At 67.8% G+C, this 17,467-nt stretch carries 21 protein-coding genes; 3 read left to right on the top strand and 18 right to left on the bottom strand.

Going from position 1 to position 17,467, the window contains the following annotated elements; translation table 11 throughout:
* Nucleotides 1–7: 7 nt before the first annotated feature.
* Nucleotides 8–766: an SDR family oxidoreductase gene (locus tag VES41_RS13650; protein ID WP_324817779.1), complete on the bottom strand. Its 759-nt coding sequence runs from the start codon at nt 764–766 to the stop codon at nt 8–10.
* 112 nt (nt 767–878) lie between these two features.
* Between VES41_RS13650 and VES41_RS13645 the strand changes: the two genes are divergently transcribed.
* Nucleotides 879–1,394 (top strand): thermonuclease family protein, encoded by a 516-nt coding sequence (locus tag VES41_RS13645; protein ID WP_324817776.1) that lies wholly within the window; start codon nt 879–881, stop codon nt 1,392–1,394.
* 27 nt (nt 1,395–1,421) lie between these two features.
* Here VES41_RS13645 and VES41_RS13640 read toward each other — a convergent pair whose 3' ends face one another.
* From VES41_RS13640 to VES41_RS13585, 12 genes are all read right to left on the bottom strand, one after another.
* Nucleotides 1,422–1,697 carry a hypothetical protein gene (locus VES41_RS13640; protein WP_324817774.1) on the bottom strand — a complete coding sequence of 92 codons (276 nt, stop codon included), beginning with the start codon at nt 1,695–1,697 and terminating at the stop codon, nt 1,422–1,424.
* A 95-nt stretch (nt 1,698–1,792) separates the two neighbouring features.
* Nucleotides 1,793–3,109, bottom strand: a complete 1,317-nt coding sequence (locus tag VES41_RS13635; RefSeq protein ID WP_324817772.1) for a hemolysin family protein — start codon at nt 3,107–3,109, stop codon at nt 1,793–1,795.
* A gap of 52 nt (nt 3,110–3,161) precedes the next feature.
* Nucleotides 3,162–3,773: a recombinase family protein gene (locus tag VES41_RS13630; protein WP_324817769.1), complete on the bottom strand. Its 612-nt coding sequence runs from the start codon at nt 3,771–3,773 to the stop codon at nt 3,162–3,164.
* Entirely contained in the window at nt 3,748–4,662 is a 915-nt protein-coding gene (locus tag VES41_RS13625; protein WP_324817767.1) for a rolling circle replication-associated protein, read from the bottom strand. Before VES41_RS13625 ends, VES41_RS13630 begins: the two co-directional genes overlap by 26 nt.
* A 340-nt stretch (nt 4,663–5,002) precedes the next feature.
* A complete protein-coding gene (locus tag VES41_RS13620) occupies nt 5,003–6,094 on the bottom strand; it encodes a zonular occludens toxin domain-containing protein (protein WP_324817765.1) in 1,092 nt (363 codons plus the stop codon).
* A 10-nt stretch (nt 6,095–6,104) separates the two neighbouring features.
* A complete protein-coding gene (locus tag VES41_RS13615) occupies nt 6,105–6,377 on the bottom strand; it encodes a DUF2523 family protein (protein WP_324817763.1) in 273 nt (90 codons plus the stop codon).
* Nucleotides 6,377–7,675 (bottom strand): virulence factor TspB C-terminal domain-related protein, encoded by a 1,299-nt coding sequence (locus tag VES41_RS13610; protein ID WP_324817760.1) that lies wholly within the window; start codon nt 7,673–7,675, stop codon nt 6,377–6,379. The genes VES41_RS13615 and VES41_RS13610 overlap by 1 nt, the downstream gene beginning before the upstream one ends.
* 67 nt (nt 7,676–7,742) lie before the next feature.
* Nucleotides 7,743–8,063: a hypothetical protein gene (locus VES41_RS13605; RefSeq protein WP_324817758.1), complete on the bottom strand. Its 321-nt coding sequence runs from the start codon at nt 8,061–8,063 to the stop codon at nt 7,743–7,745.
* Complete coding sequence (locus tag VES41_RS13600) at nt 8,063–8,263, bottom strand: major capsid protein (protein WP_324817755.1); 201 nt, start codon at nt 8,261–8,263, stop codon at nt 8,063–8,065. Before VES41_RS13600 ends, VES41_RS13605 begins: the two co-directional genes overlap by 1 nt.
* A gap of 96 nt (nt 8,264–8,359) precedes the next feature.
* Nucleotides 8,360–8,500 carry a hypothetical protein gene (locus VES41_RS13595; RefSeq protein WP_324817752.1) on the bottom strand — a complete coding sequence of 47 codons (141 nt, stop codon included), beginning with the start codon at nt 8,498–8,500 and terminating at the stop codon, nt 8,360–8,362.
* A complete protein-coding gene (locus VES41_RS13590) occupies nt 8,500–8,817 on the bottom strand; it encodes a hypothetical protein (protein WP_324817750.1) in 318 nt (105 codons plus the stop codon). The genes VES41_RS13595 and VES41_RS13590 overlap by 1 nt, the downstream gene beginning before the upstream one ends.
* Nucleotides 8,818–8,895: 78 nt before the next feature.
* Complete coding sequence (locus VES41_RS13585) at nt 8,896–9,201, bottom strand: hypothetical protein (protein WP_324817748.1); 306 nt, start codon at nt 9,199–9,201, stop codon at nt 8,896–8,898.
* A 332-nt stretch (nt 9,202–9,533) separates the two neighbouring features.
* On the opposite strand from VES41_RS13585, the gene VES41_RS13580 reads away from it, so the two are divergent.
* A complete protein-coding gene (locus VES41_RS13580) occupies nt 9,534–10,376 on the top strand; it encodes a symmetrical bis(5'-nucleosyl)-tetraphosphatase (protein ID WP_324817746.1) in 843 nt (280 codons plus the stop codon).
* Nucleotides 10,377–10,422: 46 nt separating this feature from the next.
* Here the strand turns inward: VES41_RS13580 and VES41_RS13575 are convergent, their stop codons facing one another.
* The 4 genes from VES41_RS13575 to guaD all read right to left on the bottom strand — a co-directional run bounded on the left by VES41_RS13575 (nt 10,423) and on the right by guaD (nt 14,912).
* Nucleotides 10,423–11,889, bottom strand: coding sequence for a DEAD/DEAH box helicase (locus tag VES41_RS13575; protein WP_324817744.1), 1,467 nt, complete (start codon nt 11,887–11,889; stop codon nt 10,423–10,425).
* Between the two features lie 127 nt (nt 11,890–12,016).
* Nucleotides 12,017–12,889 carry a KPN_02809 family neutral zinc metallopeptidase gene (gene ypfJ / locus VES41_RS13570; protein WP_324817740.1) on the bottom strand — a complete coding sequence of 291 codons (873 nt, stop codon included), beginning with the start codon at nt 12,887–12,889 and terminating at the stop codon, nt 12,017–12,019.
* Between the two features lie 99 nt (nt 12,890–12,988).
* Nucleotides 12,989–13,555 (bottom strand): dCTP deaminase, encoded by a 567-nt coding sequence (dcd, locus tag VES41_RS13565; protein ID WP_324817737.1) that lies wholly within the window; start codon nt 13,553–13,555, stop codon nt 12,989–12,991.
* Nucleotides 13,556–13,619: 64 nt separating this feature from the next.
* Nucleotides 13,620–14,912, bottom strand: a complete 1,293-nt coding sequence (guaD, locus tag VES41_RS13560; protein WP_324818080.1) for a guanine deaminase — start codon at nt 14,910–14,912, stop codon at nt 13,620–13,622.
* 108 nt (nt 14,913–15,020) lie between these two features.
* Here guaD and VES41_RS13555 point away from each other — a divergent pair, with 108 nt between their 5' ends.
* Nucleotides 15,021–16,196 (top strand): glycosyltransferase family 1 protein, encoded by a 1,176-nt coding sequence (locus tag VES41_RS13555; RefSeq protein WP_324817734.1) that lies wholly within the window; start codon nt 15,021–15,023, stop codon nt 16,194–16,196.
* 24 nt (nt 16,197–16,220) lie between these two features.
* Here the strand turns inward: VES41_RS13555 and VES41_RS13550 are convergent, their stop codons facing one another.
* On the bottom strand, nt 16,221–17,369 hold the full coding sequence (locus VES41_RS13550; RefSeq protein ID WP_324817732.1) for a BMP family ABC transporter substrate-binding protein: 1,149 nt from the start codon (nt 17,367–17,369) through the stop codon (nt 16,221–16,223).
* Nucleotides 17,370–17,467 lie beyond the last annotated feature (98 nt).

Raw genomic sequence — 17,467 nt, 5'->3', positions numbered from 1 at the left:
CAGGCGGTCACAACCCGCCTGTCGCCCGCAACACCGTGGCCGTCACGTACGAGGCCGCCGGGGTCAGCAGCCACACCACGGCCTGGGCAATCTCCTCGGGCTGCGCCAGCCGGCCAAGCGGGATCTTCGGCGCCACCCGTGCCGGGCGATCCGGCTCGCCCGCCTTGGCGTGGATCTCGGTGAAGGTCGAGCCTGGCGCGACGCCGCACACGCGAATGCCTTGCGCCGCCAGTTCCTTGCCCAGGCCGACGGTGAACGTGTCCACCGCGCCCTTGCTGGCCGCGTAGTGCACGTACTCGCCCGGGCTGCCGGTGGTCGATGCCACCGACGAGACGTTGACGATCACGCGCAGCGCGCCGTGCCCGGCATGACGGGCCAGGGCTTCGCGCGCGCACAGGAAGGTACCCAGCACGTTGATGGCGAGGATGCGTTCCAGGTTGTGGATGTCGACGTCCGCGAAGCGCCCGATGGGGCCGGTGATGCCGGCGTTGTTGACCAGCGCCGCGATCGGCCCGAGCGCCTGCTCGGCCTGGTCGAACATCGCCGTGACCGCGGCCTGCGAGGCCACGTCGCCGGCCACGGCGACGGCGTTGCGCCCCAGCGCCCGCACCTGCGCCACCACCGCCTCGGCGGCTGGGTGGTCGCTCGCGTAGTTCACCGCCACGTCGAAGCCCTCGCGCGCCGCGGCCAATGCGGTGGCCGCACCGATGCCGCGGCTGGCGCCGGTGATGAGTACCGCGGGATTGCTGCCTTTCGTCGTCGCCATGCGTCTTGCCTCCGTTTGCGCCAAGCGTAACCGGGGCGGCGCCGCCCAGGCCTGGGCCCCGCGCTGGGGCAGAATCCCGCGTCCGTCTTTTTCCCGTCTTGCAGCGCCATCCATGTCCTTTACCGCCGCCTTGCTCTGCTTCGTCTTTGCCGTCTCGGACGGCGACACGCTCAAGGCACGCTGCGATGGGCGCGCGGCCACCGTGACGGTGCGGCTCGCGGGAATCGATGCGCCGGAGTACCGGCAGCCGTTCGGGCAGCGGTCGCGGCAGAAGATGGCGGAACTCGCCCTGGACCAGCCGGCGCGGCTCGAATGCCAGAAGCGCGAGGACAAGTACGGCCGCCAGGTCTGCCGCGTCTGGGTCGCGCCCGATCATTGCCGCAAGGGCGGCAGGCGCAGCGAAAACTGCCCATTGACGCTGGATGCCGGCCACGCACTGCTGACGGTCGGCCTGGCGTGGTGGGACGAGCGGTTCGCATACACCGAGCCGCCGCAGATGCGAAGCGCCTACGCCTTCTCGCAAGACGAAGCCCGCGCCCGGCACGTCGGCCTTTGGTCAGACGACGACCCGGTACCGCCCTGGCTCTGGCGGCGGTTCCACGCGTCGCCCTACCGGCATGCCCGCTGACGGCATGCACGCGCGAGCCGCCGACGGTCAGTGATGGCGCGGGCGCTCGCGCCAGCCGGCGCCGGGCGCCACGGTACACGCCCCCGCCGCCGCCTCGCGCTCGTCGGTGGCGCGGGCGTCTGCCCGGCGCTGCAGCGCGTCGATGCCGGCCCGCATGGCCGCCGCATATCCCGGCAGCGGCCCCGGCGCGCATTCGACCACCTGCGGATGATGCTGGGCATCCTGCTGGCGCAGGAGCATCCAGTAGAAGTGCCCCGGTATGGGTTCGTCGACCATCAGGGCAATGTGCTGATCCTGGCTCACGGCTGGTGTCCTCGGCAGAAGATCCGGCTTCGCCCCGTGCGAAGCGCCCGTGCCTTCCAGACGAACCAGCGGCGCGCTCTTGAAAAGCCGGCGTCTCAGCCGCCCTCGGCCGCGTGCTCCCCTTCGAGCGGCCGCGCGCGCACGCGATCGATGCGGCGACCGTCCAGCGCCAGCACTTCGAAGCGCCACCCGGCCGCCTCGATGCATTCGCCGACCTTCGGCAACTCGCCGGACACCGACAGCAGCAACCCGGCCACGGTGTTGTAGCGCCCCTTTTCCTCGTCCGGCAGGGTGCGAATGCCCAGGCGCGCCCGCAGTTCCGACACCGGCATCAGGCCGTCCAGCTCCCAGGCTCCGTCGTCGCCCGGCGTCGCCCAGGCGTCCTCCTGCAGGCCGGGTTGCAATTCGCCGGTGATGGCCTCGAGCAGGTCGCGCGGCGTCATCAGGCCCTGCACGACCCCGTACTCGTCGACCACGAAGACCAGTCGGCCGGCTCGCGTGCGGTATTGCTCCAGCAGTTCCATGCCGGTGAGCGTCTCGGGCACGAAGGCGGCCGGCTGCGCGGCCGCCGACACCGGCCCCTCGTGCTCGCGGCCGATCTGCAACAGCCGGGCGACACTGATCACACCGACCACGTCGTCCAGCGAACCCCGGCAGACCGGATACCAGGAGTGCACCAGCCCCAGCGCGGCCGAACTCGCCACCTTGTCCAGGCATTCGGCCACGGTGGCGGCGCCATCCATCCACTCGATGTCGGCGCGCGGAACCATCAGCGACGTCAGGCGGCGGTCATCCAGGTGGAAAACGTTGCGCACCATCTGGTGCTCGTGCTGCTCGATCAGGCCGGCATCCACGCCCTCTTCCAGGCTGGCGGAGATTTCCTCCTCGGTGACGGTGCGCGCGGCCTTGGCGTCGATACGCAGCAGCTTGAGCAGGGCCGCCGTCGAGCCCGACAGCAGAAGCACGAACGGGCGCGCCACCTTGGCCAGCCAGGTCATCGGCCGCGACACCCAGCGCGAGACGGCCTCGGGATACAGCTGGCCGATGCGCTTGGGCACCAGTTCGCCGACCAGGATCGTAAAGAAGGTGATGCAGACCACCACCAGTCCCGTGGACAGGACGCTGGCCGCCCCCGGGCTCATGCCATGGGCCTGCATCCACACCGCCAGCGGGCCGGCGAAAGCCGCCTCGCCGACGATCCCGCTGAGCATGCCGATCGATGTGATGCCGATCTGGACGGTCGACAGGAAGCGGGTCGGATCTTCCATCAGCCGCAGCGCCGTGCGGGCGCCGGAATCGCCGGTTTCGGCCAGCGCCGCCAGGCGTGCGCGGCGCGCGGTCGACAATGCCATTTCGGACATAGCGAACAACGCGTTGCACGTCGTCAGCAAGGCCAGCAGAAGGATATCCATCGAGGAAAGAGAGAATCGCGAGCATGGCACTTTACTTCATTGGTGAAACGCCTCAGAGGTAGGCGCCGAGGACCGGGAGCCCCCTAGTCCGCAGCTTCCCCGCCCCTGGCTTTGTGGCCAGCCACCACGTACGCCACACCGTAGACTCTGAGCACTCAAAAATCTCCGCCAGCATCGCCACCGTGAACAACCCCGTTCCACGCAAGCGAACCACCTCAGCGGCATCGCCATCGCTCAACACGCGAGGCTGACCACCCCACCGCACCCCTCGCCGATACGCCGCCACCTGCCCGGCTATCGCCCGCTCCCGAATGAGCGCGCGCTCAAACTGCGCCACGGCCCCGAGGATCTGTAGAACAAACTCCCCGAGCGCCGATGTTGTGTCAATCGGCTCAGTCAGAGACCGGAACGAGCATCGCCGATGGCTCAGCCCCTCCAACAGCTGTAGAAGGTCTTTCAGGCTGCGCGCCAACCGATCCAGCTTCCACACCACGAGCACGTCCCCAGGCTGGAGACACTGTATGGCCCGCCTAAGCTCAGGCCTGTCGCCAACACTGGATGTCTTTTCGCTGAACACCTTGCGCACGCCGGCCGCCCTCAATGCATCCAGCTGTACACGCGTCTCTTGTTCACTCGTGCTAACCCTTGCGTATCCCACCAACATCGTTCAGCTTGCCCCGCTTCATTCCCGGCTCTGTGCAGAACCAGAACCTATCACCCATCGGCGTGAGGCTCATGGCCACCACACGCTCAAGACTCGTTGCAAAAACAATCGTTTCCACCATGTCACGTATCGACGTGCAGTGCAGACGAAGACATTCAGGTTTACCCGCATCGAGGCCGCACGAACAGCTGTATCGATTGACTTCCGCATCGCAATCGGCATAGCCCTTCGTGATGTACTTCGACACGTAGGCAGCCAGCTGTGCAATGCTCATGCGATCACGCCGTGGCCGCCCGAATCGATCCTTGCCCCCCACGAAACACAGGCCGTTGCCCTCGCCCACAATCGACCGCCACACACGCGTGCCGAGCTTCCACGCATCGATGCGAACACCCCTGTATGAAACGTGCTTTGGCAGCCGATCCGTGGCAAGGTGGATATGCCACGCACCGCGTGCTTGAGGCTCCAACGCCGCCACGTAGCGGAACTCCGGCAAAGCCCTGCGCATCCGGCGAACCCATTCCTTGAAGTGCCGCTGAGCAAGCGCACGATCCGTCTGATTCTCCCGGTACGTCAGCGTCAGCATCTCATCGAGAGACGCGGCTTTGATGAGCCGCCGACACTTGGTGCGCGCTCGACGCGCCGCCCGTTCCAGGTTCTTTTCCTTGCGCTCCGCATCGAGCGCCGCCTGTTCAGCTTCGGTCAACGGCTCCGGCTCGACCAGATTGCCCAACAGATCCACCACCGGCCCGGCTGACGCCACCTCAGCCCAGATCACCGGCCGAGAGGCAGAAACCTCTGTATGCCCGCCCTCGCGCCACACCCGCACGTCCCATGCGTCATAGCTCACCTTGCCCTCATACAACGCACCGTCGATAATCCGAAACATCCGCCTACCTCGTTAACTTTCAGGTGGATCAGAAGCCCGGGCTGTTGCAGCAGTCGCGGGCTTCGCCTTTTTCAACCCCTGCTATGGGGCATGTGTTCCAAAGTGTCCTTTGAACAAGTTAGGCCGCGCTGCGCGCGGCCGTCCGCGCGGGAGCGCTGCCGGCCACACGCCGCCCGGCCTGCCAAAACCAACGACGCATTTGTTCCGCAAGCACGAGCACCGACAGCTGTATGGCAAGGGTTGCGCTGCGCGGAACGTCCACAGCTGTATGCCACCGCCGCAAGGCTCAGCATGGGGCAATGCCCCATACCCCAGGCCGACAAACACCCACAGCTGTACATCACGGCCGCGCTCCCGCAGCAGCCACAGCTGTACTACCTCGCGCGCCAATCGGATCACGCCAACCGGGACCATCCAAGATCACGAGCCCCGGGGCTTCGCGCTGGTCGACCTGGTGCAACTGCTGCCCGACCTGCGCGACCTGAGCACCTTGCCCAGGCAGCGCCGGTTGCTCATACGGATTGAAGGGCCGCCGCTCGATCCAGGCGCGCGCCTCCAGCTCAGACAGCCCGGCATCCGTGCCCTGCTGCGTGAAGCACCTTGCCTTGCCGCCGAACTCCATGCAGCCGGCGACCACCGGCATAGCGACCACCTTGCGCAGCGTGTCGTAGGCCGGTGCCGACTCCGGCTTCGAGCTCACGCGCGGAACCCAGTCCACACGATCGTCGATCGCGCCGTAAACCCCGGCACCAGGTGCCACCGCCGCGACCGCGCTCGATACAGCCGGCCCAGGCTTCGCCGGAGCCTCGTGAGAGCCACCAGAACGAGCCACAACGCGATAAACCATGAAGACCAGCACACAGGCCGCCAAAACCGCGAACGCGGCCCACAGCAGCGCCGGCGGCACCTTGCGCACAGGCTTCGTGTGGATGCTCGCCGAGACATAGTGATCGAAGGTCTTTTTCGGGAGCTTGTAGTTCCACTTGTTGACGCAACTGCGCCAGGTCATCGCCTCGTTGCACTCGGGCCACTCGTACGCCTTACGACCCAGAATGCCCTGATCGCGGATATGCACGTGGCGACCGGCGAGAGACCGCACGTTCGCGTCGATGAGCCGCGGCGCCTGCGTTGTGCAGAAAAAGTCCAAGCCTCGATGCCGGTGCGTCTCCAGCTGCGCAACATGCTCCGGCACCTTCGAGCCGGTCCCGCGAGGCCGCCACAGGCTTTGCGCTTCGTCGATCACAACCACGGCACCGTCCGGGACCTCGGAAGGCCACTCCGACGCATCGAACTCCGTGACGGACCGACCCGGAAGTTTCAAGCCCTCCAGCCCGTGATTGAAGATCGGCCGCCCGGGATCGAGCTTCATCAACAGATCCACGACGAGCGCCGTTTTGCCTGTCCCAGGGCCACCAGTTACCAACGTGAGCACAGCGCGCCTCCTACTTGACCAGACCGATACGCTTGGTCATCTGCAGCGCGACACGCGCCACCAACGCGCCCGCGAGGATCGAGGCGGCCGTGTTGATGCCGGCAATCTGGATCAACGCCAGCGCCTCACCCGCGAGCCCGGCCCATGCCGCCTTCGCCGCATCGAGCGCAGCCGCGAGCGCAGCACTCACCGCCGCGTAAGTCACCAGCCCGAAGCCGAGCGACACCAGCACCTTGCGAGCCAGCGGGCCGGCCACGGCCATGAGAAAGGTTCCGAAGCCCATCAGTCGTCCGTCCTAAAGCCGAGCAGGATGAAAGCAGCGGTGAGCCACGCCATGGCGATCACCACCGGCCGAATGCCCGCCATGTACTGGCAGAACAGATCGAAGGGAATCGGGATATCGCGGCCCTGCACGGTCAGGTGACGCGGTGCGGGACACGCCGCACTAGTTGCGCCCCATCCACCGTCCGGCGTCACGTTGCCGCCTACGTCCTTCGTCTCCAGCTGCTGGTCCTCCGGCTGGTCGAGATCAGCGCATGACAGCACGTTGGGATGCGCAGCACAGAAGTCCTCTTTCTCCGTGGTGCCCGATGGCGTGCCCTCGGCAGGTGTCTCAGGCTCAAGCACCGGACTCGGCGAGTTCGACACCACATCCTCAGGCTGCACGTCCACTTGCCACGGACTGGATGGCGTCGGCGCCGGGGTAACCCGCAGGAACGGTTGCTTGTACTGCTGCGGATCCGTATTCGGCACCGGCACTGGATTGCCCTGTGGAATGCGGAGCGGCTGAGGCGTAGGACTCTCACCGGGCGTCGGGTTGATGATGGGCAACTCAATCGGCAGGGGGTAGTTGGGAATCTCCAGCGGCAGCCCAGGCGGCACCGTCTTAGGCGCCATGGTCTCCTCGACCTCCTGCGGTGTCACAGGCACAGGCGGCGCCGTTGCAACGCACCCGGCCGGGGTGATGTACCACCCCACAGGACACGTAGTAGTGGCACGCCTAGTCATGTTCGGCCCAGCGCTCTGCCCGTCTGCCCTCCGCGCCGTACAGGTCGCCGTACCACTCACTGAGACAAAGGTCACCGGATATGCCGAAGGAGCGAACCACCCAGGCGTAGCGTTCACCACTTGCACCCACCGCCGACACGCCGCCTCAAGCGTCACCACGTACTCAGAGGACGCCATCGGCGTCGCCCGGTACTCGTACCCATCCGATTGCGGGTATGGCGTCGAGCCACCGCATGTATTGATCCACTGCCCATCCTGATACGCCAGACACTTGGACGCCAGCCACGCAACACCGATAGCTCCAATGGTCAGCGGCGACAGCATCAGCCCACGCGCGGCGAATCTGCCCGCGTTCGCCGCCAGCCGCATCGCGGCAGGAACCTGCACCGCCTTGCCGCCCACGTTGATGACCGCAGCAGCACGGGAACCGAGGACAGCATCGTTCGCAGCAGCGCCCGCGAGGCTGCCACCCGCACCACCACCAGCAGACCACCCCGCGGGCGGCGCGAGCTGCGCGTAGCCGGCACGCGCGTGGCATGCCACCAACGCCGCGATCGACAGCGCGAAGCGCATCACAAGAAGTGCACGACGATCCACGCGACCCCCACAGGCAGAACGAACATCACGACGAATTCAGGCGTCACTCGTGCACCCCACGGCGTATGACCATCACGGCCGCAACAGCCAGCCAGACGCCGGCTACACCCCATCCGAGCACCATGCCGTCCTGCCAGTCGAGCAGGCCGCAAGGCTGGACACTCACGGGCGCTGCGAGCGTGATCGCAGTGCCCCCAGAAACAGGTGTCAGGGTGTACGTGATCGAGGTCCCCGAAACGGCGGAGGCATCGACCACGTACGCGGCCCCGCCGTGTGCGACCACCGTGCCGACCTGCGCCGAGGCAATCGCAGCTGCAGCGCCCTGAGCGTCGCTGTAGCAGGCGGAACCGACTTGGAAGGCCATTACTTGGCCGAGCGCAGGAACTTGATGGCACCGACCGCGATGGCCGCCACGACGAAGGCCGTGGCCACCGTCACGCCGTCTTCCTTCATGTCCGCGATGGCGGTCGTGATCTCGGCCGGCACGGCAGCCATGGCGCTGCCAGCGCTGGCGACGACGAACGCGGGGATTGCTGCGAGACGCAGAGCGAGTTTCTTGCCCATGGAAAACCTCCTGTTGGAGCAGGTGGTCCCGAACCATTCGGGATTGCACCGGAAGGGCCTGGGCGTCTCACGACGATGCAGGCCTATCCGCTGAAATCACTCGCACACCAGACGACTCACCCGACGACGTGCTGCACGCATGCGCAACCCGCGTTCCGTGGCCTCGTTGACCCACTGGCATGCACCGAGCACCAGCGCACACAGCAGGTAGCCCATCCAGAAGTCAACGGGGCTCATCACGCGCCCTTGCCGGCCGGTTGCGGAGCCGCCGCACGCACGGGGCTCAACGCAGTGATCACCGCCGCGATATCGCCCTTGTCGTCGCCCCAGTCCGGGACACCGAGAGCGAACGCGCACCGGAAAGTGCCCTTGGCGATCGTTTCTTCCATCGCGCGAGGCACGCGAAAGCGCCCCACCGTGACGACCTCGCCGGCATCGTCCAAGACGCACCCCCGTGCGACCTTCCACTTGTTCGGCTTGCCCGTTGCGGGATTGACCTTTTTGCCCTCTTCCTCTTCGATCACGAGGATTTGCAGGATGCTTCCATGAGCCATGTCTGTTTGCTCCAGTTTGAGCCACTGGCGAACGTGCCAGCGTGATGCCCCGACCCGCGAGGCAACCCGCTGGCGGGTTCAGAAGCAGTGAAGGAGACCGCCGCGATCGCGAATCACCTGGACAGTGCGATCACGCTCTGCCGCCACGACCGTATGCGCACGGTTAAGCGCATCGAAACGCGCACGCCGACGCGCCGCAGCCGGCCCATCGCCGCCATCGGCCCACACCCCATAGGCACGCTTGTACGCACGCTCCAACTCATCGACCGCCGCCGTTTCGAGATGAAAGGCCGGAATGAACAGATCGCCAAGCCGCCCCGTGTCGACGGTGTTCAGAACCACGCCCGGGAGGGGCAAGGTGCGGGTATCGGTTGCGTCGCGCATAATTACCTCGTCTTTGGTTACTAACCAACCTTTTGGTTATGGCCGAAAGGTAACCAACCGTGAGGTTATATGCAAGACCTTAAGCGATTGAATTTGCTAATCGACAAAGCCCGCGACATAGCCGGGAGCGATGCCAAACTTGCAGACATGCTCGGCGTGCGAGCGCAGCACGTCAGCAACTGGAGGCACGGCCACCGCACCCCTGGCCAAGAGCTACAGGAACGCATGGCCAAAATCGCCGGGATTGACCCTGCCCCCCATGTCGCCGCAGCAGCGATCGAGAAAACCGGCCACCCCGGCGCCCTGGCACTACTCGCCGGCCTAAGGAAGCAATGGCACTTTTCTTGATGGGCGACATACAGGGCTGCGACACGCCCGTTGGCCGGCTTCTGGACCGCATCGATTTCTCGCCAAGCCGAGACACGCTGGTGGTGCTCGGCGACCTGGTCAACCGCGGTCCGGAATCGGCTGCCGTGCTGCGCCGCCTGCAGGGCATGGGCGCGAGCGTGCAATGCCTGCTGGGCAACCACGACCTGCACCTGCTCGGCGTGGCGACCGGCGCCCGCAGCGCCGGGCGGCGCGACACGCTGGCCCAGGTGCTGGCCATGCCCGAGCGCGACGCCGTGCTCGACTGGCTGCGCCACCAGTCGATGGCCTTGCATCGCCGCATCGGCGGCGCCGACCTGCTGATGGTCCATGCCGGCGTGCCACCGCAGTGGACCGTCCAGGACACGATGTCCCACGCCGGGGAACTGGAAGGCGTGCTGCGCGGGCCGCGCTATGCCGATTTCCTGCAGGAGATGTATGGCAACGAGCCGGCGCTGTGGCACGACGCGCTCACCGGGCCGGCACGGCTGCGCTTCATCGTCAACGCCCTGACCCGCATGCGGTTTTGCACCGCCGACGGCCGGCTCGACTTCGACGCCAAGGACGGCGCTGCCGATCCGCCAGCGGGCCTCCTGCCCTGGTTCGACGTCCCGGCGAGGCGCACCGCCGGCGCCACCGTGGCTTTCGGGCACTGGTCGACCCTGGGCTGGTTGTCGCGGCCGGACATCCTGTCGCTGGATACCGGCTGCGTCTGGGGCGGGTGCCTCAGCGCCGTGCGCATCGGCGACACCCTGGCCGAGCGCGAGCTGATCCAGGTCAAATGCGAGCAGGCGCAGAAACCGGGCTGAAGGCGCGGGACTCCCCCACTTGCGTGCGGAACCCGCCGACGCGCGCTCAGGCTGCCGGCGGCGCCGCCTTGAACAGCGCTGCGACCTTGCGCTTGGCGCGGATGTTGGCCGAGACGCCGCGCTGCGGCGGTGCGCTGGTACGCGCGGCGGCCTCCCAAGCGGGCGGGTTCTCGCCTTCGCCGGCCTCGTACGGCTTGTCGAAGAACGGATCGCGCGGCGCGGCGGCCGGGCGGTGCGGGCGATGGCCCCGGGCACTGCGGGCGTCGGCCCGTTCGCGCGGATGGTCCAGCACGTCGCGTGCGTCGCCGGCCTCGCCCTCGTCGCGCCAGTGGCGGCGGCCGTCGTTGATGCGGCCGCGCGGGCGGTCCTCGTCGAACTCGATCGGCTCGAGCTCGATCTTCGTCTTGATGAGCTTCTCGATGTCCGCCACCAGCCGGGCATCGTTGCCACCACCGGCGAAACTCATCGCCAGGCCCGAGGCGCCGGCACGGCCGGTGCGGCCGATGCGGTGCACATAGTCCTCGGCGTTGAACGGCACATCGAAGTTGAAGACGGCCGGCACGTCCTTGATGTCCAGGCCACGGGCGGCGACGTCGGTGCACACGAGCAGATCGACCTCGCCTGCCTTGAATGCGTTGAGCGCCTTCAGGCGCTCTTCCTGGCTCTTGTCGCCGTGCAGCGCGGTGGCACGCAGACCTTCGCGCTCGAGCGAGCGCGCCAGCCTGGCGCAGCCGAGCTTGCTGTTGACGAACACGAAGGCCTGGGTGATGCCACGCGTGCGCACCAGCTGCTTGAGCGCCCGGCGCTTGTCGTCTTCGGAGACGCTGTAGAAGCGCTGCTCGACGGTGGAGGCCGTCTCGTTGGGGCGGGCGACCTCGATGGTGACCGGGTTCTGCAGATAGCTGCCGGCCAGCCGCTTGATCTCGGGCGAGAAGGTCGCCGAGAACAGCAGCGTGGTGCGCTGCTTGGGCAGGTAGCTCAGGATGCGCTGCAGGTCCGGCAGGAAGCCGATGTCCAGCATGCGGTCGGCCTCGTCGAGCACCACGTACTCGACCTGGTTGAGCACCGCGTTCTTGGCCTCGATATGGTCCAGCAAGCGTCCGGGCGTGGCCACCAGCACCTCGACGCCCTTCTTGAGCGCGGCCGTCTGCGGCTTCATGTCCATGCCGCCGAACACCACCGTGCTGCGCAACTGGGTGTACTTGGCATAGAGCTCGACCTGCTGGGCCACCTGCACTGCCAGCTCGCGCGTGGGCAGCAGCACCAGCGCGCGCACCGGGTGGCGCGCCGGCGACGTGGATGCGTTCTCGTGGCGCAGCATGCGCTGCAGCAACGGCAGCGAGAAGGCGGCCGTCTTGCCGGTGCCGGTTTGTGCAGCGCCCATCACGTCCTGGCCCGTGAGCACGACCGGAATGGCCTGCTCCTGGATCGGCGTCATGGTTTCGTAGCCCATCTCGGCGACGGCACGCGCCAATGGTTCGGCCAGGGAAAGATTGGAAAAGGATGCGGTCATGAAGCCCGCTATTGTCGCATCCCCGCAAAAACCGTTCGTGACAGCCCGTCCCTGCCCCAAGGACAAGGGGCCGCCAACCCCTTTCCCCAGGGGGCTGACCAGGCTGCAAAGCCGCCGGTGCGCGCGCCTACAGCGTCTTCGCGGCGAAGGTGTCGCAGTCCTGCACCTGGCCGCTGCGGTAGCCGTTGCCGAACCAGCGCTGGCGCTGCGCGCTGGTGCCGTGCGTGAAGCTGTCCGGCACCACCGCGCGACCGGCCGAGCGCTGGAGGGCGTCGTCGCCGATCTTCTGCGCCGCGTTCATGGCCGACTCGATATCGCCCGGGTCAAGCCACTGCTTCGACTGCTGCGAATGGTGCGCCCAGATGCCGGCAAAGCAGTCGGCCTGCAACTCCACCCGCACGCTCAGCGCGTTGGCCTGGGTCGGGCTCATGCGGCTGCGCGCCTGGTCGACCTTGCCGGTGATGCCCAGCTCGTCCTGCACATGGTGCCCCACCTCGTGCGCGATCACGTAGGCGCGGGCGAACTCGCCCGGTGCGCCCAGCTGGCGGCTGAGGGTATCGAAGAAGCCCAGGTCGATGTAGATCTTCTGGTCGCCGGGGCAATAGAAGGGGCCCATGGCAGACTGGCCGGCGCCGCAGGCGGTCTGGATGGCGCCGCGGAAAAGCACCAGCTTGGGCGCCTGGTAGGCGGCGCCGGCCTGGCGAAACACGCCGCCCCACACCTCCTCGGTGTTGCGCAGCACGACCGAGGCGAACTGCGCCTCGTGGTCCTGCGCCGGCGGCGCCGGTGCCGGACCCTGCTGCACCTGGGGCGCGGGCCCTCCGCCGCCGCTGAGCAATCCCAGCACCGTGAGCGGATTGATGCCGAAGATCCAGCCGGCCAGCAGGGCCACGACCACGGTGCCCACGCCGATGCTGCGCCCGCCCAAAGGAAAGCCGCCGCCGCCCTGGCCGCGCCGATCCTCGACGTTGTCCGATCCTTCGTTGCCTTCCCATCTCATGGTCGAATCCCCCATGCGCCCCGGCGGCGCGCCGCCCGATGGTACTGCCGCCTCCGCCGGCGGCGTTGTCAGCGGCGATGCCGTGCGAAGCGCCGCGCGTCAGGCCTTGGGCAGCGTCACGCCGCGCTGGCCCTGGTACTTGCCGCCACGATCCTTGTAGCTGGTCTCGCAGACTTCGTCGCTCTCGAAGAACAGCACCTGCGCGCAGCCCTCGCCGGCGTAGATCTTGGCCGGCAGCGGCGTGGTGTTGGAAAACTCCAGCGTCACGTAGCCTTCCCATTCCGGCTCGAAAGGCGTCACGTTGACGATGATGCCGCAGCGCGCATAGGTGCTCTTGCCCAGGCAGATGGTCAGCACGTTGCGCGGGATGCGGAAGTACTCCACCGTGCGCGCCAGCGCGAAACTGTTGGGCGGAATGATGCAGTGGTCGCCATGCATGTCGACGAAGCTCTTCTCGTCGAAGGCCTTCGGATCGACCACCGTGCTGTGGATGTTGGTGAACACCTTGAACTCAGGGGCGCAGCGGATGTCGTAGCCGTAGCTCGAGGTGCCATAGCTGATGATGCGGTTGCCGTCCACCTCGCGCACCTGTCCGGGCTCGAAGGGCTCGATCATCCCGCTCTTCTCGGCCATGCGCCGGATCCACTTGTCGCTCTTTATGCTCATCTGCGCGTCCTTGAATGGGCAGCCATTCTAGTGGCCGACGTGCGCCGCGCCGGCCCGCACGCGCTCAGCCGCCGGCGCCTTGTCCGATCACGGTGCGCTGGACCACCCGGTCGTCGCCCAGCACGATCAGGGCGAACAACAGTTCCTCCAGGCTGGCCGCCTGCGCCGTCTTGCGCGCCAGCAACGGCGTGGCCGTCGGGTCGAGCACGAGAAAGTCGGCTTCGCAGCCCGGCTGCAGGTTGCCGATCACGCCGCCGAGGCCCAGCGCCTGCGCCGCCGCGCCGGTGTGGCGCCACCACAGTTGCGACGGCGCCAGGCTCAGGCCTGGTTTGGTCTGCCCTTCGCGCCCCACGTAGTAGGCCGCCAGCATGGTGTGGAACGGGCTGAAGCTGGTGCCGCCGCCGACGTCGCTGGCCAGTCCGTGGTGGTAGCCGATGCGCTGCGCGCCCTCGAAGTCGAAGAACCCGCTGCCCAGGAACAGGTTGCTGGTCGGGCTGACGGCGGTGGCGGCGCCGGTCTCCCGCATCAGGGCGCGGTCGTCGTCGTCGAAATGGATGCAGTGGGCGTACACCGCGCGCTCGCGCATGAGGTGAAAGCCGCGGTAGACGTCCAGGTAGGAGCGCGCGTGGGGGAACAGCTCGCGCGCCCACTTCACCTCGTCCTTGTTTTCCGACACGTGCGAATGGATCCAGGTGTCGCCGAAGGCCTGCGCGAGCTCACCGGCGCCGCCGAGCTGACGATCGGTGCTGGTCGGCGCAAAGCGCGGCGTGATCGCGTAGCCCAGCCGGTCCACCCCGTGCCAGCGCCGGATCAGGGCTTCCGTGTCGAGCAGGCTCTGCTCGGTGTCGTCGCGCACGCCGTCGGGCGAATGGCGGTCCTGCAGCACCTTTCCGGTGATCATGCGCAGCCCCCGCCGCCGCGCCTCGCCGAAGAACGCATCGACCGACGCCGGGTGCGAGGTGGCGAAGGTCAGCGCGCTGGTGACGCCATTTCGCAGCAGCTCGTCAAGGAAGAAGCTGGCCACGCCGGCGGCATGCGCCGGGTCCGCGAAGCGGCTTTCCGCGGGGAAGGTGTAGTTCTCCAGCCAGGGCAGGAGTCCGTCGGCCGGGGCGCCGATGACGTCGACCTGCGGATAGTGCACGTGCATGTCGACGAATCCCGGCGCCAGAATGCGCCCGGGCAGATGCTCCACCGGCACTTCCCGGTGGCGCTCGGCCAGCGCGCCGTAGGCGCCGGCGTCCTGCACCCGCTGGCGGCCCGACGCGTCCGGGCCGATCACCAGCAACCCGTCCTGCTCGTACAGCGGTTGCCCGGTGGCGTCGTCGAATCGCAGCAGGGCCGCGCGGTAGGCTTTCATCGTCATGGCGGCCGAGCGTAGTTCAATCGCCACGCTTTGCAATGCGCATGCCCGTATAGCGCCCATATGCAGCACCGGTGCGCCGGCGCGACCGGATAATGGCCACGGATGAAGGTCCTGCTGATCGGCAACTACGCACCCGACGACCAGAAGAGCATGGTCGCCTTTACCGCGATGCTCGAGCGCGAGCTGCCGCGCCTGGGCTGCGAGGTGCGGGTGCGCGCGCCGCAGCCTGCCCTGGTCGGCCTGCCGATGCCCGGGCGCCTGCGCAAATGGGCCGGCTACCTCGACAAGTTCGTGCTGTTCCCGCCCACGCTGGGGGCCGACGCGCGCTGGGCCGACGTGGTGCATGTCTGCGACCACTCCAACGCCATGTACCTGCCGCGCCTGCACGGCCATGCGGCGGTGCTCACCTGCCACGACGTGATTGCCATCCGGGCGGCGCGCGGCCTGGTGACCGACTGGCACACCGGCTGGAGCGGGCGGGTGTTCCAGCGCCTCATCGGCAACGGCTTCGCCCATGCGGACCGCATCGCCTGCATCTCCGAAGCCACGCGCAGCGACGTGCTGACGCTCGGCCTGGCCCCGGCCGAGCGCCTCACGCTGGTGCCGCACGGGCTGAACAACGAATTCGGCCCCTTGCCGGACGTGCAGGTGCGCGAGCAACTGGCCGGCTTCGGCGTCTCGCCCGACGATGCCTACCTGCTGCACGTGGGACACGAACACCCGCGCAAGAATCGCATGGCGGTGCTGCGCGCGTTTGTCGCGCTGCAGCAGGCAGGCGCCGCCGCCCCGGTCCGCTCGCTGGTCTTCGTCGGCTCGGCACTGACGCAGGAAATGATCGCGCTGGTGGCCAGCCAGCCAGACCTGGCGCGCCGGGTGCACGTGCTGCGCGACGTGTCGCACGAACGGCTGCGTGCGCTGTACTGCGGTGCCACCGCCCTGCTCTTTCCTTCGCTGCAGGAGGGTTTCGGCTGGCCCATCATCGAGGCGCAGGCCTGCGGCTGCCCGGTGTTCACCTCCGACCTCGCACCCATGAACGACATCGGCGCGGACGCGGCGGTGTACGTGCCGCCGCAGGACCCGGACGCCATCGCGCGGGCCATCGTCGACGCCGCGCCGCGCTTCGCGCAGATGCGCCAGCTGGGCCTGGAGAACGCCACGCACTATTCGGCCGCGCACATGGCGCTCACCTACCTGGACCTGTACCGCGCGGCGATCGCGCAGCACCTGCCCGGCAGGTCGCGCGAAGACGACATGCTGGAAACCGTCAGCAGGCGCTGACCGGCGGCCGTCGGCGCGGGGGCGTCAGCGCACGCGGCCCTGCACGCCTTCGACCAGCCAGTCCATGGTCAGGATCTGCCCGTCGTCGAGTGCCTGGCCGCGGGCAATGCGGACCTTGCCCGCGTTGTCGCGGATGTCGCCCGCAACCGCGCGAAACGGGTGCAGGCGTCCCTGCGCCATGTCATGCTGGCGCGCCAGCACCTCGTCGCGCACCGCCGCCGGAACCTTCGTGCCGAACTCGCCGACGCGGATCATGCCGTCATTGACGCCGCCCCAGACGCTTTCGCTCTTCCAGGTGCCGTCCAGTACGGCGCGGGCGCGCCGGGTGTAGTAGTCGCCCCAAAGGTGCTGCACCGCCAGCACCTGCGCGTCCGGCGCCACCTGACGCATGTCGGAGTGATAGGCCACGGCCAGCTTGCCGCGTGCCTGCGCCGCTGCCATGACGGCGCTCGAGCCGGTATGGAAGGCCAGGACGTCCACGCCCTGGTCCATCAGGCTCATCGCCGCGTCGCGCTCGCGCGGCGGATTGAACCATTCGTCGAGCCACACCACACGCACCTGCGCCTGCGGATCGACAGAGCGCATGCCCAGCGCGAAGGCGTTGATTCCCTGCAGCACCTCGGGAATGGGAAAGCCGGCCACGTAGCCGGCCTGGTGCGTCTTCGTCATGCGTCCGGCCGCCACGCCGGCCAGGTAGCGGCCCTCGTAGTAGCGGGCGTTGGCCACCGCCACGTTGGGTGCGGTCTTGTAGCCGGTGACGGATTCGAACTTCACGTCGGGAAAGTCGCGCGCCACTTTCAGCGTCGGCTCCATGTAGCCGAAGCTTGGCGTGAAGATCAGGCCGTAGCCCTGGCGGGCCATGTCGCGGATCACGCGCTCGGCATCCGGGCCTTCGGCCACGTTCTCGACGAAATGCGTCTCGACCTTGTCGCCGAGCGCGGCCTGCACCGCCTGGCGGCCGAGCTCGTGCTGATGCACCCAGCCGGCGTCGGTGACCGGCGTGACGTAGACGAAGCCGATCTTCAGCGGCGGCGCGGCCCGGGCCTGGCCTGGGGTCAGCAGCGCCAGCAGCCAGATGGCCAGGACGGGCAGCACGCAGAGAAGACGGAGCGCCGGGCGGGACGGCGGGTGGACCGCCGCCAGACAGGCGCGGTCCATGAGGTTTTTGTACATGGTGTTCCTCGACATGGCCCTTGCGGGCGGACAAATAAAAACGGCGCTGCCAGGGGGCAGCGCCGCGACCGATTCTAACCGGCCCGCCGGGCGGCGGC

Origin of the sequence: Variovorax sp., from assembly GCF_035634955.1 — a bacterium.
In the GTDB taxonomy this organism is placed as follows: Bacteria; Pseudomonadota; Gammaproteobacteria; order Burkholderiales; family Burkholderiaceae_C; genus Variovorax.
This window is presented reverse-complemented; position numbering and strand designations above follow the sequence as displayed.

Bases quoted from the DNA above. Each gene is read 5' to 3' on its own strand.
- VES41_RS13650 (WP_324817779.1), bottom strand. From the start codon at position 766: ATGGCGACGACGAAAGGCAGCAATCCCGCGGTACTCATCACCGGCGCC.
- VES41_RS13645 (WP_324817776.1), top strand. From the start codon at position 879: ATGTCCTTTACCGCCGCCTTGCTCTGCTTCGTCTTTGCCGTCTCGGAC.
- VES41_RS13635 (WP_324817772.1), bottom strand. From the start codon at position 3,109: ATGGATATCCTTCTGCTGGCCTTGCTGACGACGTGCAACGCGTTGTTC.
- VES41_RS13630 (WP_324817769.1), bottom strand. From the start codon at position 3,773: ATGTTGGTGGGATACGCAAGGGTTAGCACGAGTGAACAAGAGACGCGT.
- VES41_RS13625 (WP_324817767.1), bottom strand. From the start codon at position 4,662: ATGTTTCGGATTATCGACGGTGCGTTGTATGAGGGCAAGGTGAGCTAT.
- VES41_RS13615 (WP_324817763.1), bottom strand. From the start codon at position 6,377: ATGGGCTTCGGAACCTTTCTCATGGCCGTGGCCGGCCCGCTGGCTCGC.
- VES41_RS13610 (WP_324817760.1), bottom strand. From the start codon at position 7,675: ATGCGCTTCGCGCTGTCGATCGCGGCGTTGGTGGCATGCCACGCGCGT.
- VES41_RS13605 (WP_324817758.1), bottom strand. From the start codon at position 8,063: ATGGCCTTCCAAGTCGGTTCCGCCTGCTACAGCGACGCTCAGGGCGCT.
- VES41_RS13600 (WP_324817755.1), bottom strand. From the start codon at position 8,263: ATGGGCAAGAAACTCGCTCTGCGTCTCGCAGCAATCCCCGCGTTCGTC.
- VES41_RS13595 (WP_324817752.1), bottom strand. From the start codon at position 8,500: ATGAGCCCCGTTGACTTCTGGATGGGCTACCTGCTGTGTGCGCTGGTG.
- VES41_RS13590 (WP_324817750.1), bottom strand. From the start codon at position 8,817: ATGGCTCATGGAAGCATCCTGCAAATCCTCGTGATCGAAGAGGAAGAG.
- VES41_RS13585 (WP_324817748.1), bottom strand. From the start codon at position 9,201: ATGCGCGACGCAACCGATACCCGCACCTTGCCCCTCCCGGGCGTGGTT.
- VES41_RS13580 (WP_324817746.1), top strand. From the start codon at position 9,534: ATGGCACTTTTCTTGATGGGCGACATACAGGGCTGCGACACGCCCGTT.
- VES41_RS13575 (WP_324817744.1), bottom strand. From the start codon at position 11,889: ATGACCGCATCCTTTTCCAATCTTTCCCTGGCCGAACCATTGGCGCGT.
- ypfJ (WP_324817740.1), bottom strand. From the start codon at position 12,889: ATGAGATGGGAAGGCAACGAAGGATCGGACAACGTCGAGGATCGGCGC.
- dcd (WP_324817737.1), bottom strand. From the start codon at position 13,555: ATGAGCATAAAGAGCGACAAGTGGATCCGGCGCATGGCCGAGAAGAGC.
- guaD (WP_324818080.1), bottom strand. From the start codon at position 14,912: ATGAAAGCCTACCGCGCGGCCCTGCTGCGATTCGACGACGCCACCGGG.
- VES41_RS13555 (WP_324817734.1), top strand. From the start codon at position 15,021: ATGAAGGTCCTGCTGATCGGCAACTACGCACCCGACGACCAGAAGAGC.
- VES41_RS13550 (WP_324817732.1), bottom strand. From the start codon at position 17,369: ATGTACAAAAACCTCATGGACCGCGCCTGTCTGGCGGCGGTCCACCCG.